The organism is Pseudomonas allii (assembly GCF_055380095.1).
On the sequence record NZ_AP039450.1, the window covers coordinates 2,190,278 to 2,203,915 of the forward strand.

The 13,638-nt window shown below is 63.6% G+C and carries 10 protein-coding genes and 2 pseudogenes; 8 read left to right on the top strand and 4 right to left on the bottom strand.

Annotated features, from left to right (window positions below; all coding sequences use genetic code 11):
• Positions 1 to 25 precede the first annotated feature (25 nt).
• Complete coding sequence (locus tag ACZ445_RS10070) at positions 26 to 781, bottom strand: methyl-accepting chemotaxis protein (RefSeq protein WP_464708604.1); 756 nt, start codon at positions 779 to 781, stop codon at positions 26 to 28.
• 102 nt (positions 782 to 883) lie between these two features.
• Positions 884 to 2,173 (bottom strand): annotated as a pseudogene (locus ACZ445_RS10075) (cache domain-containing protein); the annotation flags it as partial.
• 239 nt (positions 2,174 to 2,412) lie between these two features.
• Here ACZ445_RS10075 and ACZ445_RS10080 point away from each other — a divergent pair.
• The 6 genes and pseudogenes from ACZ445_RS10080 (at position 2,413) to ACZ445_RS10105 (ending at position 8,297) form a co-directional block, all read left to right on the top strand.
• Positions 2,413 to 3,732: a Na+/H+ antiporter family protein gene (locus ACZ445_RS10080; protein ID WP_179029810.1), complete on the top strand. Its 1,320-nt coding sequence runs from the start codon at positions 2,413 to 2,415 to the stop codon at positions 3,730 to 3,732.
• 259 nt (positions 3,733 to 3,991) lie between these two features.
• Positions 3,992 to 4,813, top strand: a pseudogene (locus tag ACZ445_RS10085) (cache domain-containing protein); the annotation flags it as partial.
• Positions 4,814 to 4,915: 102 nt separating this feature from the next.
• Positions 4,916 to 5,671 carry a methyl-accepting chemotaxis protein gene (locus ACZ445_RS10090; protein WP_425274731.1) on the top strand — a complete coding sequence of 252 codons (756 nt, stop codon included), beginning with the start codon at positions 4,916 to 4,918 and terminating at the stop codon, positions 5,669 to 5,671.
• 102 nt (positions 5,672 to 5,773) lie between these two features.
• Complete coding sequence (locus ACZ445_RS10095) at positions 5,774 to 6,442, top strand: RraA family protein (RefSeq protein ID WP_058425605.1); 669 nt, start codon at positions 5,774 to 5,776, stop codon at positions 6,440 to 6,442.
• Entirely contained in the window at positions 6,439 to 7,098 is a 660-nt protein-coding gene (locus ACZ445_RS10100; protein WP_310863604.1) for an RraA family protein, read from the top strand. Before ACZ445_RS10095 ends, ACZ445_RS10100 begins: the two co-directional genes overlap by 4 nt.
• On the top strand, positions 7,095 to 8,297 hold the full coding sequence (locus ACZ445_RS10105; protein ID WP_464708259.1) for a pyridoxal phosphate-dependent aminotransferase: 1,203 nt from the start codon (positions 7,095 to 7,097) through the stop codon (positions 8,295 to 8,297). The genes ACZ445_RS10100 and ACZ445_RS10105 overlap by 4 nt, the downstream gene beginning before the upstream one ends.
• 7 nt (positions 8,298 to 8,304) lie before the next feature.
• Here the strand turns inward: ACZ445_RS10105 and flgE are convergent, their stop codons facing one another.
• Positions 8,305 to 9,615 (bottom strand): flagellar hook protein FlgE, encoded by a 1,311-nt coding sequence (gene flgE, locus ACZ445_RS10110; RefSeq protein ID WP_464708260.1) that lies wholly within the window; start codon positions 9,613 to 9,615, stop codon positions 8,305 to 8,307.
• 130 nt (positions 9,616 to 9,745) lie between these two features.
• Positions 9,746 to 11,059 carry a prephenate-dependent tRNA uridine(34) hydroxylase TrhP gene (gene trhP / locus ACZ445_RS10115; RefSeq protein WP_058425601.1) on the bottom strand — a complete coding sequence of 438 codons (1,314 nt, stop codon included), beginning with the start codon at positions 11,057 to 11,059 and terminating at the stop codon, positions 9,746 to 9,748.
• A 201-nt stretch (positions 11,060 to 11,260) separates the two neighbouring features.
• Between trhP and ACZ445_RS10120 the strand changes: the two genes are divergently transcribed.
• Together ACZ445_RS10120 and ACZ445_RS10125 are read left to right on the top strand one after the other, a co-directional pair.
• Positions 11,261 to 12,466, top strand: a complete 1,206-nt coding sequence (locus tag ACZ445_RS10120) for a cytochrome c biogenesis protein DipZ (RefSeq protein WP_310863601.1) — start codon at positions 11,261 to 11,263, stop codon at positions 12,464 to 12,466.
• A gap of 103 nt (positions 12,467 to 12,569) precedes the next feature.
• Complete coding sequence (locus ACZ445_RS10125) at positions 12,570 to 13,637, top strand: AI-2E family transporter (RefSeq protein WP_122304863.1); 1,068 nt, start codon at positions 12,570 to 12,572, stop codon at positions 13,635 to 13,637.
• Position 13,638: the final 1 nt, after the last annotated feature.

The following is a 13,638-nucleotide window of genomic DNA, read 5'->3' on the forward strand; positions in this document are numbered from 1 at the left end:
TCCCACATTGGATCACCTTGCGTTTTCAGACGCGGAACTGATCCATCAACCCCTGCTGCTGATTCGCCAGGCTGTTCAATGCCTGGCTGACCCGCGCCGATTCATTGGCCTGTTCCGACAGCGACTCGGTCACATCGCGAATGGTCGCCACGTTGCTGTTGATCTCCTCGGCCACTGCGCTTTGCTCTTCAGCGGCGCTGGCGATCTGCAGGTTCATGTCGCTGATCACCGTCACCGCATCGCCGATCTGGCGCAGGGCGGTCACCGCCTGTCCTACCTGTTCGACGCTGCCCTGGGCCTGGCGATAGCTGTTGCCCATGGCGCCAACCACGTCGGTGGTGCCGCTTTGCAGGTGCTCGATGACCAAACGGGTTTCTTCCACCGATTCCTGGGTCCGTCGCGCCAGGTTGCGCACTTCATCGGCCACCACCGCAAAGCCACGTCCGGCTTCACCGGCGCGGGCCGCTTCGATAGCGGCGTTGAGCGCCAGCAGGTTGGTCTGTTCGGCGATGCCACGGATCACTTCCAGCACCGAGCCGATTTTTTCACTGTTGGCGGCCAGGCCTTCGACCTGGGTCATGGCCGTGCTCATGTCCGCCGCCAGCTCGCCGATGTTGGTGGTGGTGCGGTCGATCACCGTGAGGCCGTCGCGGGTGGCCTGGTCGGCATCGCGTGCGGCCTGGGCCGCTTGTGCCGCACTGCGGGCCACGTCCTGGGCGGTGGCGCTCATTTCGTGGGAGGCGGTGGCCACCTGGTCGACCTGGCGGTACTGCTGCTCCATGCCGGCGCTGGTTTGCGTGGCAATCGCGGCGGATTGGTCGGCGGTGCCACGGGCGTCCTGCACCGAGCGTTTGACCTCGGCGATGATCGGTTGCAGCTTGTCGAGGAAGCGATTGAACCAGCCAGCCAATTGGCCCAGCTCGTCCTGTTTGTCGTAGGCCAGGCGCCGGGTCAGGTCGCCTTCGCCGCTGGCGATGTCTTCGAGCATGTGCGCCACGCCGAGGATCGGCCGGGTCACGCTACGTGCCATCAACCACACCAGGATCAAGCCGACCACGGCGGCCAGCAGGCCCAGGCTCAGCTCCAGCAGGGTGCCCTTGGCATTGTCGGCATCCAGTCGGGTTTTCAGCGCTTCGGCGGGGGCCACCAGGACCTTCTCCGGCACATCCAGCAGCACGCCCCACGGCTTGCCGTCCGGAATCGGTGCGAACGGCGCGAGCACCTTGAGTTGGTGATCGGTGCGCAGGCTGCGAATTTGTGTACTGCCGGTCAGGGCGCTGATCAACTGCGCGCCGTTGGCGGTGTCGACCTGGTCCAGGCGCTGGCTGAGCTTGCTCGCGTCGGGGCTGTAGCCAGCGAGCAAACCGGTCGGGCTGAGGATGCTGACCTGGGTCTGGCCGTCATACAGCTTGTGGCTGGCCTGCTGGCTCACGGCCTGCAGGCTGTTGAGGTTGATGTCCACCGACAGCGAGGCGATGACTTTGCCGTTGGCCATCAACGGAAAGACAATGCTGGTCATCAGCACGTTTTGCCCGTTGATTTTGTAGAAGTAAGGTTCGATCACGCACGGCTTGAGCGTGGTGCGCGGGCAGGTGAACCAGGCGTTGGCCTTTTCGCCGCTGGGGCCGATGCTGGTGTCGGACATGTCGCTTTCCGGCAGCGACATGGAGGTCAACTGGCCAGGCGTCGGTTGCGACCAGTAGAGGGCAAAACGCCCCTTGTCGTTACTGCCCAACTCCGTCTGGCCGGCGAACAGTTCATCCTTGCCGTCCAGCGCATTGGCTTCGAACACCAGGGACAGACCGAGCAAGTCCGGGTTGGCCTGCAACGCGGCCTTGACCTGGCGGGTCAGGTCTTCGCGGGTGTCGAAGGCGTCGAGAAAGCGCTTCTCGGCCTGCTCGCGCAGGAACAGCACCTGGCGCGAAAAACCATGGCCGTACTGATAGGCGTCCATGAACTGGCGACGGATGCCCAGCGCCTGCACTTCGCCTTGGGCCTCTATGCGCGCCTGGGCGGCTTCATCCAGCATCTGCATGCTGGAGGCCTTGACCTGCTGCGAGCTCTGCGCCATGCGATACAGCGACAGACCCACCAGCAGGGTCACGATTCCCAGCAGGCACAAGCCAGCGAGCAGGGTGATTTTCCATTGAATGGAGAGCTGCCTGAGCGACATCGGTACATCCTTACCTGAAAACACAGAGAGCCTCTGTATCGGCGGTTTCAGGCTTTTCTTTATTCAAACGATCAATTTAAACCTGAAAGCGGCGCCGCTTTTTGACATGTGCGCCTGCCTGCTGCAAAGTGCGCGCCCTCTAATAAGACCTCCTTCAAGCCTGCACGCCGGCTGCCACCCAATGGCCGTCCGGGCGCGGGCATGCCTGTTTTTTATGTTTTTTGCTTGAGGTAACCATGATTAACGCAGTCATTGCCGCGGTCGGTACCATGCTGGTGCTCAGCCTGTCCCGCGTGCATGTGGTCATCGCCATCATCGTCGGCGCCCTGGTGGGCGGGCTGACCGGTGGCCTGGGGATCGAAGCCACGCTCAAGGCCTTCAATGGCGGCTTGGGCGGCGGGGCGACCGTGGCGTTGTCCTACGCCTTGCTCGGCGCTTTCGCCGTGGCGATTGCCAAATCCGGCCTGGCCCACGCGCTGGCCGACAAAGCCCTGCTGCTGGTGGACCGCCAGGAAGCCAGCGGTGGCAATCATGTGAAATGGCTGCTGATCGGCCTGCTCTGGGTAGTGGCGATTGCCTCGCAGAACATCCTGCCGATCCACATCGCGTTCATTCCATTGCTGGTGCCGCCGCTGCTGTACGTGCTGACCAAGCTGCAACTGGACCGCCGCCTCATCGCCTGCGTGATGACCTTCGGCTTAATCACGCCGTACATGTTCCTGCCGGTGGGTTTCGGCAATATCTTCCTCAACCAGATCCTGCTGGCCAACGTGGCCAAGAGCGGTGTGGACATCAGCCAGGTCAACGTCACTCACGCCATGAGCCTGCCAGCCCTGGGCATGGTCGTCGGCCTGCTGGTGGCGGTGTTCATCAGCTACCGCAAGAAACGTGTGTACGACCTGGAGAAAATTGAGCGGGTCGAGCAGGTAGCGGTGCAGTACAACCCGCTGACCCTGCTGGTGGCCGGCCTGGCGATTGCCTCGGCGTTCATCATTCAGCTGTGGCTGGACTCGATGATCATTGGCGCCCTGGCCGGGTTCCTGATCTTCTCGGTCTCGGGCATCGTGCGCTGGCGCGACACCGACGACCTGTTCACCGAAGGCATGAAGATGATGGCGATGATCGGCTTCATCATGATCGCCGCGTCGGGTTTTGCCGAAGTGCTCAAGGCCACCGGGGATGTGCGCTCGCTGGTGGAAACCTCGGCGGCCTTCATCGGCCATAGCCGTGGGGTAGGGGCGTTGCTGATGCTGCTGGTAGGGCTGCTGGTGACCATGGGCATCGGCTCGTCGTTTTCCACCGTGCCGATCCTGGCGGCGATTTTTGTGCCGCTGTGCGTGCAACTGGGTTTCAGCCCCATGGCCATCGTGTGCATCGTCGGCACGGCCGGTGCCTTGGGTGATGCCGGTTCGCCGGCCTCGGACTCGACCCTCGGTCCGACTTCCGGCTTGAACATCGACGGCCAGCACCACCATATCTGGGACACCGTGGTGCCGACCTTCCTGCACTACAACCTTCCGCTGCTGGCATTCGGCTGGCTGGCCGCGATGACCCTCTGACCGCAGCGCGCTTGTTGTGGTGAATGGGCTTGCTGTGGTGAGCGGGCTTGCTGTGGTAAATGGGCCGTTGTGGTGAGCGGGCTTGCCCCGCGTTGGGCGGCGAAGCCGCCCTAATCCAGCCACCGTGATGTATCACAAAAAACGAGGTGCCTGGATTTGGGGCGGCTGCGCCCCCCAGCGCGGGACAAGCCCGCTCACTACAGAAACTTCCTACACGGCCGTTAACCTCTCAAGTCGCCACTAATAAGAGAGAAAACCCATGCGTCTGAGCCTCAAGGCCAAAGTCCTGTCCCTCGCCGTAGTGCCGGTGTTGCTGTTTGCCGTGGTCATCAGCCTGACCACCGTGTGGATCCTGCAGGGCCAGGCGCGCAACGAAGTGGACGAAACCCGCCAGCGCCTGCTCAACGACGCCAAGGCCACCCTGCAAAGCTACGTCGAAGTGGCCATGACCACCATCAAGCCGCTCTACGACGCGGCGGCCCCCGGTGATACCGCGGCGCGCGCCGAGGTGGTCAAGCTGCTGTCCAACACCAGCTACGGCAAGGACGGCTACTTCTTCGGCTACGACTCCGAGACCATCCGCCTGTTCAAGGGCAACAGCCCCGATGGCGTGGGCAAGAGCTTCAAGGACAACCGCGACCCCAACGGCGTGTACGTCAATCGCGACCTGGTCAAGGTCGGCAAGGACGGCACCCATTACCTGCAATACAGCTCGACCCAGCCGGGCCAGACCGAACTGGTGCCCAAGATGGGCTACACCGAATACCTGCCCAAATGGGACATGGTCATCGGTACCTCGGTGAACCTGGACGGCATCGAAGCCCAGGTGGCGGTGGTCGAGGCCAAGGTCGAGAAACGCATGGAAGGCGTGCTGCTGAGCATCCTCGGCGTGGCCGTGGTGGTGCTGCTGGTGATCGCCGCCGTCGGTATGCTGCTGGCCAATACCATCCTGCGTCCGCTGCACCTGATGAAAGCCAACCTCGACGATATCGCGGCCGGCGAAGGCGACCTGACTCGCCGCCTGGTCATCACCAGCCAGGACGAGCTGGGCGATCTCGCGGGCGCGTTCAACCGGTTTGTCGGCAAGATCCATGGCCTGGTGCGCCAGATCACCGAGATGACAGGCCAACTCACCGGCCTGGTCAGCCAGGTCTCCGAGCAGGCCCAGCGCTCCGAACAGGCCATGGAACGCCAGCGCCACGAGACCGACCAGGTCGCCACGGCGATCAACCAGATGTCCTCGGCCGCCCAAGAGGTGGCGCGCAGTGCCCAGGGCGCCTCGGTCGCGGCCCAGCAGACCGACGCCGAAGGCCAGGCCGCCAAGCGCGTGGTGGACGGCAGCATCGCGCAGATCCATGCGCTGGTGAACGACATCCGCAGCAGCGGCGTGTCCCTCGACAGCCTGCAGCAGGACGTGGCCTCCATCGTCAGCGTGCTCAGCGTGATCCGCTCCATCGCCGAACAGACCAACTTGCTCGCGCTCAACGCCGCGATTGAAGCTGCGCGGGCCGGGGAGGCCGGGCGTGGGTTTGCGGTGGTCGCCGACGAAGTGCGCGCCCTGGCCAGCCGCACCCAGACCAGCACCCAGGAAATCCAGGGCATGATCGACCGCCTGCAAAAAGGCACCGAAGCCGCCGTGGACGCCATGCGCCGTTCCAGCGATGCCGGGGACGGCACCTCGGCCCAGGCCAACGAAGCCGGGGCGTCCCTGGACACCATGGCGCAATTGATCGGCACCATCAATTCGATGAACGCCCAGATCGCCAGCGCCGCCGAAGAGCAGACCGCCGTAGCCGAAGAAATCAACCGCAGCGTGCATCAGATTGCCGTGGCGGTGGACAGCGTGGCCGACGAGACCCAACTGGGCGCCCAGACCTCCCGCAGTCTGGCCGATCTGGGCCAGCGCCTGGGGCAGTTGGTCGGTCAGTTCAGGATCTGATCAGCCATAGCCTGGGCGTATGTTTACCTAACGTTAATACGAATATACCTATTATGGCCCCTCGGTGAGACTTGAGCCCCACTCACAACAGGGGCTCATCCCATGTCACTGGTCGACCCGCTTCAGCGCCTGGCTGAACTCGATACCAACACGGTTTCCGACGCACTGGACTTCCTGCAACTGCCTGGCGCGGTGGTAGGCATCCGGCCGTTGTGGGACTGCCCGAAAGTGGTGGGCCGGGCCAGTACGGTCCAACTGGCGCCGAAGACCGGCGCCGCGCCGACGGTGCACCTGATTTCACCAGTGATCGACGCAATCAACACCCATGACCGGGTGCTGGTGATTGCCGGCGGCATCGATGGCGTGTCCTGCTGGGGCGACATCATCGCCAACGCCGCCGTCGCCAAGCACATCCGTGGCTCGGTGATCGACGGTTTCAGCCGCGACATCGACGGCAGCGCTGCCATTGGCTACCCGGTCTTCGGCCGTGGCGTGACCATGGTCAGTGCGCGGAACCGCGTGGTGCAGGTCGATGCCGGCGTGACGATCCGCGTGGGCGGTGTCGACGTAGCGCAAGACGACTACGTGATCGCCGACCGCTGCGGCACGGTGTTCATTCCTGCTGCGGTGATCGAGCAAGTGCTCGACCTGGGCGAGCGCATCGCCGCCCGTGAAGCCGGCATGATCGACGCCGTGCGCAGCGGCCGTTCGGTCGCCGATGTGATGCATGACCGCCAATTCGAAGCCATCCGCGTGGAGCCTGCCCGATGAACGACCAACCGTTGGTGGCCCTGTTCGAAGGGCTGGATACGCCGGGCGTGTCGGACGCCATGGACAAGCTGGGCATCCCCGGCCAATGCCTGGGCATCGCTCCGCTGGATAACTATCGCGGCACCGTCGTGGGCCCGGCGTTTACCGTGCAATACGTACCGGCGAACAGTCCGCCGGGTTCGGTGGGCGACTTTATCGACGACGTGCAGCCAGGCGATGTGGTGGTGATCGCCAATGCCGGGCGCACCGATTGCACCGTGTGGGGCGACATCATGACCCAGTACGCCGGGGCGCGTGGGATCGCCGCCACAGTGATCGACGGCGTGTGCCGCGACGTCAGCAAGGCCCTGGGCGATGGCTACCCGCTGTTCACCCGGGGCCGCTATATGCGCACCGGCAAGGATCGCGTCGAAGTGCTGTCGGTGAACCAGCCGGTGGCCATCAGTGAAGCCCGCGTGTGTGCCAGGGACATTGTGGTCGCCGACGCCAATGGCGTGCTGGTGGTGCCCCGCGCCCGGGCTGCCGAAGTGGCGCAGACGGCGCGGCAGATTGAAGCCGTGGAGGCGCAGATACGTGCGCAGATCGAAGCGGGCAAGACACTCAAGCAAGCCCGTGAGTCCCTGGGGTATCACACACTGCAGAGGAAACCATCGTGAATCGGTTGAACCAGCGACTGGCCCAGGCGCAGCCGTCCGCCACCTACCGCATCATCGACCGCGTCGCTGCGCGCCGGGCCGAGGGGGTAAGCATTATCTCGTTGTGCGCCGGGGAGCCGGATTTCGACACCCCGGAGCACATCCGCCAGGCCGGCATCGCGGCGATCCGCAACGGCCATACGCGCTACACCCAGGTGGCCGGTGTGCGGGCCCTGCGTGAAGCGGTGGCGGCGAAGTTCTGTCGTGAAAACGGCCTGGACGTGACCTGGCAGGACACCCTCGTCAGCAATGGCGGCAAACATGTGATCTACAACGCATTGGCCGCCACCCTCAACGAAGGCGATCAAGTGATCGTGCCCGCGCCGTACTGGGTCAGCTACCCGGAAATGGTCGAGCTGTGCGGTGGCACCGCGAAGATCGTGGCGTGCGGCGCCGAGGACGGGTTCAAGCTGACGCCGGCAGCGTTGGAGTTGGCGATCAACGCCAACACCCGCTGGCTGATCCTCAACTCGCCGTCCAACCCCACCGGCGCCGTGTATAGCCGGCAGGAGTTGCAGGCCCTGGCGCAGGTGCTGCTGAGCCATCCCCAGGTGCTGGTGCTGGCGGATGATATCTACGAACACCTGGTGTTCGACGGCCAGGTTTTCCACACCTTGGCCCAGGTCGAACCGCGACTGGCGCCCCGCGTGTTGACCATGAACGGCGTGTCAAAGGCCTACGCCATGACCGGCTGGCGCATCGGTTTCGCCACCGGCCCGCGCTGGTTGCTGGACGCCATGGAAAAACTCCAGGGCCAGCAGACCTCAGGCGCCAGCGCGATTTCCCAGCACGCCGCCATCGCTGCCTTGAATGGCCCGCAGGACTTTATCCAGCAATCGCGTGCCGTGTTCGAAAAGCGCCGTGACCTGGTTGTGTCCTTGCTCAACGCTGCGCCTGGGTTGGCATGCACCAGCCCGAGCGGCGCGTTCTACGCCTTCGCCTCCTGTGCCGGTTTGCTCGGGCGCACTACGACCGCCGGCACATTGCTTGAGACTGACGAAGACGTGGCCCACGCCCTGCTCGACGAAGCCAATGTGGCCGTGGTGCACGGCAGTGCATTTGGCCTGGCGCCGTACCTGCGCATCGCCTATACGCTGGACGATGCATCGCTGCGCCAGGCGTGTGCGGCGATCCACCGGTTCTGCGCGGCCACGCGTTAGCCGCGTACTACGTCATCTGGATCAAGGTCTTCATGATCGTGCTTTCGGTGGAGATGGTTTTCGCGTTCGCCTGATAGTTGCTCTGGGCCTTGATCAAGTCGACCAGTTCGTTGGTCAGGTTGACGTTGGAGTTCTCCAGGGCATTGGCCTTGATCGCGCCGAGGGTGCCGGCTTGCGGGGTGTCATAGCCCGGCTGGCCGGAAGCGAAGGTCTCTCTCCAGGCGGTGCCGCCGGCCGGTTGCAAGCCTTGTTCGTTGTTGAAGCTGGCCAGGGACACCTGGCCGACGGCCTTGCTCTGCTGGTTGCTGAAAGTGGCGAACAGCACGCCGTTGCCGTCGATTTTCAGGCCGGTGATCTGGCCGGTGGCATAGCCATCGGTGACCGGTGGGTTACGGTAGCTGGCCGAGTTGTACTGGGTGATGTTGGCCAGGTTGACGGCGATGCCGGTTGGGTTGGCATCCGCACCGTTGGCCTTCCACAGGCCGTTGGTCACGGTCCCGGGGACCCAGCCGGTGAGGGTCAGGGTCTTGTCGGATACGCCTGCGGTTACGACGCTAGTGAGCTTGCCTGCGCCGTCAAAGGTCAATACGGACGGCACCGGTGGCGTGGACGGTGTACCGGTGGGCGCCGAGCCGTTCGGGTTGCGCCCGTCGATCAGGGTGTAGGCGTTCCACTTGTTGCCGTCGGTTTTCACCAGGTACTGCACCATCGGGTGGGCGTTGCCCTGGGAGTCATACAGGGTGGTGCTGTACTGGGTGCTGAAGGTGCTGGTGTCGTTCGGGTTGAACGGCTTGGCGACCTGATCGATCACGGGCATCGACGCGTTCAGGTTGCTGGTCGAATCGACTTTGGTCGACGCCTTGGGCGGCAGGCTGGCCAGGTTCAATTGCAGGTCGACCAGGCCGCCCTTGGCGATCTTGCCGTTGGCGTCTGCCCCGTAGCCTTGCAGGCGCGAGGTGCCGGTGTTGTTGGTGATGTAGCCGTCCTTGTCGGCGCGGAAGGCGCCGCTGCGGGTGTACTCCAGCGAACCGTCGCTTCTTTTCTGGACGAAGAAGCCGCCGCCCTGGATACCCATGTCCAACATACCGCCGGTGGTGTTGACGTCACCCTGGGTGAACCGTTGGGACACCGCCGCCAGGTTCACACCGTTGCCGATGCTGTTCTGGCCGGTGCCCAGCCGGGTGGCGGCGTAGATGTCCGCGAATTCCGCACGGGATGCCTTGAAACCGCTGGTCGCGACGTTGGCGATGTTGTTGCCCGTGACGTCCATCTGCTTATTGGCGGCGTGGAGACCGCTAAGGCCAATATTGAAAGACATATCAACTCCTTCTGGTGCCGTTTTCTGGTCGAGGCTGGGGAAGGGCTGAGTGTGCGCACCGCGCATGGACGTTCGGGGGAGGCTGTGTGGAGAAAGCATGGAGGCCGGGATTTATTTGCCCGGCGCCCCCTCAGAGATCGCGCATCAATAGGCCGAAACGCAGGTCCATCGCGGCCGGGAGTGGCAGGTACACGGTGTGCCCATCCCCCGGTGCGACCTCGATGGCGTGGCCCTTGGCGTTGTGCAGGGTGGCCAGGTCGAAGTGGAAGTTACCGGCGGGCGTCATCAATTCAAGGTGATTGCCCACGGTGAAGCGATTCTTCACCTTGACCTCGGCCAGCTCGCCCCGGCGCTCGCCGGTCAGTTCGCCGACGAATTGCTGGCGTTCCGACACCGAGCTGCCGTGCTGGTAGTTCTGGTACTCATCGTGCACGTGCCGGCGCAGGAACCCTTCGGTGTAGCCGCGTTGGGCCAGGGATTCGAGGTCGGTCATCAGGCTGCGGTCGAAGGCGCGGCCGGCCACCGCATCGTCGATGGCCTGGCGATACACCTGGGTGGTGCGTGCGCAGTAGAAGTGCGACTTGGTGCGGCCTTCGATCTTCAGCGAGTGCACGCCCATGTGGGTCAGGCGCTCCACGTGCTGTACCGCGCGCAGGTCCTTGGCGTTCATGATGTAGGTGCCGTGCTCGTCTTCGAAGGCTGGCATCTGTTCATCGGGGCGGTTGGCTTCCTGCAACAGAAACACCTGGTCGGTCGGCGCGCCGATGCCCAGGGTCGGCTCGCAGTGCTGGACGATATCGCCGGTGGCGTTTTCCACCGCCGGTGTGGCCTGGTATTTCCAGCGACACGCATTGGTGCAGGTGCCCTGGTTGGCATCGCGCTTGTTCATGTAGCCCGAGAGCAGGCAGCGCCCGGAATAGGCCATGCACAGGGCGCCGTGCACAAACACCTCCAGCTCCATGGCCGGCACCTGTTGGCGGATTTCGTCGATTTCTTCCAGGGACAACTCCCGCGACAGGATCACCCGGCAGATCCCTTGCTGCTGCCAGAACTCGACGCTGGCCCAGTTCACCGTATTGGCCTGTACCGACAGGTGGATCGGCATCTGCGGGAAGTGCCGGCGCACCAGCATGATCAGCCCGGGATCAGACATGATCAGCGCATCCGGACCCATGGCGATCACCGGGGCCAGGTCCTTGAGGAAGGTCTTCAACTTGGCGTTGTGCGGCGCAATGTTCACCACCACGTAGAAACGCTTGCCCAGGGCATGGGCTTCCTGGATGCCGAGGGCCAGGTTGGCGTGGTCGAACTCGTTGTTGCGGACCCGCAGGCTGTAGCGCGGTTGGCCGGCGTACACCGCATCGGCGCCATAGGCGAAGGCGTAGCGCATGTTTTTCAGGGTGCCGGCGGGGGCGAGCAGTTCGGGGGCGAGGATGGAAGGCATGGGCACGGGTCGCAAAAGGTCGCGAAGGTAGCCGAGCGGCGAGGGCGGTTCATTGATCCAGGTCGTGCTTTGCGCATTTTTGTATCGCTGTGTATCGACGGCGGCTGTGGATACGTATCGATTTATCCGCGCGGTTTTCCGACACAGGTGCGATACCTCATGCGGTCTTAATGGGCTTCCCGTATCCATAAGGTGATCACCATGCTCTTCGTCGCATTCCTGGGCGGCATCCTGACCGTCCTCAGCCCTTGCATCCTGCCGGTGGTGCCGTTTCTGTTCGCCGGTGTCGACCGCAGTCGTCGTTCGATCCTGTTGACCCTCGGCGGCATGGTGTTGACCTTCGCGCTGGTTTCCAGCCTGGCGGTGGTCAGTAGCGAATGGGTGATACAGGCCAATAACACCGGCCGCCATGTGGCACTGATCGTGATGGGGCTGTTTGCGCTGTCGCTGATCTCGGCGCGGGTCGGTGGCTGGCTGGCGCGCCCCTTCGTGTTGTTGGGCAACCGTATCGATCCTGACAGTCGCACGCTGTCCGGCCCGCTCAAGTCGCTCATGATCGGTGTCGCCACAGGCCTGCTGTGGGCGCCCTGCGCCGGGCCGATCCTGGGGGTGATCCTGACCGGCGCGATGTTGCAAGGCGCCAATGCGCAGACCAGCCTGCTACTGGTGGCCTACGGGCTGGGCAGTGCGTTGTCCCTGGGCACGCTGATTTTTGCCGGGCGTGGCCTGGTCAATCGACTCAAGGCGTCCATTCCGCTGACCGGTTGGCTGCGCCGTGGGGCAGGGGTGGCGGTACTGGCGGCGGCGGTGGTGATTTCTACCGGAGCGGACAAGACCCTGCTCGCCGGCACCTCGTCCGAAGGCGTCAGCCGCCTGGAAAAAGGGCTGCTGGAAAACGTGCCCAACGTGGTGGATTACGTGGTGAGCAAGGTCAAGGCCGATCCGCAGGACAATGCACGGGGTGCCATGCCGTCGCTGGGCGGTGCGGTCGAGTGGCTCAATTCACCTGAACTGACCCGCGAATCCTTGAAAGGCAAGGTGGTGCTGGTGGATTTCTGGACCTACGACTGCATCAACTGCCAGCACACCCTGCCGTACGTGAAGGCCTGGGCGAAAAAGTACGCGCAGGACGGCCTGGTGGTGATCGGCGTGCATACCCCGGAATACGGCTACGAGCGCATCATCGGCAACGTCAAGGAGCACGTGCGCAAGTTGGGTATCACCTACCCGGTGGCGATCGACAACAACTATGCGATCTGGCGCAGCTTCGATAACCAGTACTGGCCCGCCCATTACCTGATCGACGCCAACGGGCAGGTGCGCGACACGCATTTTGGTGAAGGCCGGTACGAGGCCCAGGAGCAGATGATCCAGACGCTGTTGAATGAGGCCAAGGCCACGCAGTGATAGGGTCTACGCTTGTTCGATCACCAACGGCACTCCCAGGAATCGCTGCGGACTAAGCAACAGGGCCGATACCGGCCCTGTGCTTTTCTGACATGGACCGGACATGAATCAAACCAACCTGCAATTCAAGACCCTGCTGTTGTTGCTGGGCCTGGTGACCGTCGCGTTTATCTGGATATTGCTGCCGTTCTACGGCGCCGTGTTCTGGGCGGTAATCCTCGGCATTATTTTTGCCCCGATGCAGCGCCGCCTGCAGCAGCGCTTTGGCTGGAACCGCAATTTCACTTCCCTGGCGACCTTGAGTGCCTGCCTGGTCATCGCGATCCTGCCGGTGATCATCACCAGTGCCTTGCTGGTGCAAGAGGGCGCGACGCTCTACAAGAACATCGAGAGCGGCAAGCTGGATGTGGCCGGGTATATCGAGCAGTTCAAGAACGTGTTGCCGCCGTACTTCCAGCACCTGCTGGACCGCTTCGGCATGGGCAACCTGGAGGGCCTGCGCGAGAAGATCGTCAAGAGCGCGATGCAGGGCAGCCAGTTTTTTGCGACCCAGGCGTTCAGCTTCGGCCAGGGCACGTTTGATTTCCTGGTGAGCTTTTTCATCATGCTGTACTTGCTGTTCTTCCTGCTGCGCGACGGCCCGGAGCTAGTGCGCAAGGTGCGCACGGCGGTGCCGCTGGCCGAGCCGCAGAAGCGGCGGCTGCAGCTCAAGTTCAACCGGGTGGTGCGCGCCACGGTCAAGGGCAATGTGCTGGTGGCGGTGACCCAGGGTGCGCTGGGCGGGCTGATTTTCTGGTTCCTGGACATTCCCAGTGCGTTGCTCTGGGCGGTGCTGATGGCGTTTCTGTCGTTGCTGCCGGCCGTGGGCGCGGGGATTGTGTGGGGCCCGGTGGCCGTTTACTTCCTGCTGAGCGGTGCGATCTGGCAGGGCGTGGTGCTGGGGCTGTTCGGCGTGTTTGTGATTGGCCTGGTGGACAACGTGCTGCGCCCGATCCTCGTGGGCAAGGACACCAAGATGCCGGACTACCTGATCCTGATCTCGACCCTGGGCGGCCTGTCGGTGTTTGGCCTCAACGGCTTTGTGATCGGGCCGCTGGTGGCGGCGCTGTTCATGTCCAGTTGGGCGCTGTTCGTGGAGAGCAAGCCGCGAGTCAAACTGCCATTACCCTGAA